This is a genomic window from Actinotalea ferrariae CF5-4 (assembly GCF_000603945.1).
Lineage (GTDB): Bacteria > Actinomycetota > Actinomycetes > Actinomycetales > Cellulomonadaceae > Actinotalea > Actinotalea ferrariae.
Map to the genome: position 1 here is coordinate 1 of NZ_AXCW01000508.1, position 952 is coordinate 952.

Here is a 952-nt window from a genome sequence, read left to right on the forward strand (position 1 = left end):
CGAGCGAGCGCTGGCCGTCGGCGAGCCGGCTGGTGCCGTCCGCGAGCTGCGCGGCGCCGTCGGCGAGCTCGGCGGCGCCGTCGGCCGCGGCACCCAGCTCCTCGCCGAGCGTCGTGAAGCCCACGAGCACGCTGTCGAGGAACGCGGTGGTCAGCCGGGAGCCGAGGACGTCGACCGTGGTGGCGGCGATGGCCTGCGTGACGGCGTCGTCCACGAGGCGGTTCCGCGCCGAGGTGGTGACGTCGATCGTCGCCTGACGCGCCCTCGCCGGGTCGGACGCGGACGTCGCCGCCGCGGAGAAGTCCGCCGGGATCGTGACGACCGCCGTGTACCCGCCGGTGCGCAGGCCCTCCCGGGCGTCCGCGGCGTCGGTGAGCACCCACGTGTAGCCCGCCGTCGGCGTGTCGCCCTCGCCGTCGCCCGAGGCGCCGTCCGAGGCGCCGTCGGTCGCGCCGTCGGAGCCGCCGCCGACGAGCGCGGCGGAGAGCTGGCGCCCGAGCGGCACGAGCTGCCCGTCGACCTCGACGGGGACGTCCTCGTTGACGATCGCGGCCGTCACCTGGTCCAGCCGGTCCTGCGGGTTCCACAGGGCGCCCACGAGCACGGCGGCGGCGAGGAGCGGGACGAGCAGCGCCCCGAGGACGGCCGCGGCCCGCGAGCGGCGGGGGAGCGCCGGGGTCCCGGCGGGAGCGCCGGAGGCCGGCGCGGTGAAGCGGTTCATCGGTCGGTCTCCGGTCGGGTTGGTCGCGGAGGAGCTCATCGGGCCGCCACCGCCTCGGGGGCGCGGTCGGCGTCGCCGGTCACGTCGAGGACGACGGCGGGCAGGTCGGGCGGCAGGAGGGCCGCGCCCTCACCGGTGACGGTGCCGACGACGACGCTCGGCGCGGGGGCGGCGTCGGGACGGCCGGGGTCGAGCAGCGCCCCGAGCAGCGCGGCGGCCGCCTCCCGGGTC

General features: G+C 78.9%; 2 protein-coding genes. Both read right to left on the minus strand.

What is annotated here, in order from left to right; genetic code table 11:
• On the minus strand, nt 1–760 hold a 760-nt coding region (locus N866_RS19070), incomplete at its 3' end, for a YhgE/Pip domain-containing protein (protein WP_425393983.1).
• Nucleotides 757–952 (minus strand): hypothetical protein (locus tag N866_RS21770; RefSeq protein WP_034229864.1); only part of this gene is annotated, 196 nt, incomplete at its 5' end. The genes N866_RS19070 and N866_RS21770, both read right to left, overlap by 4 nt.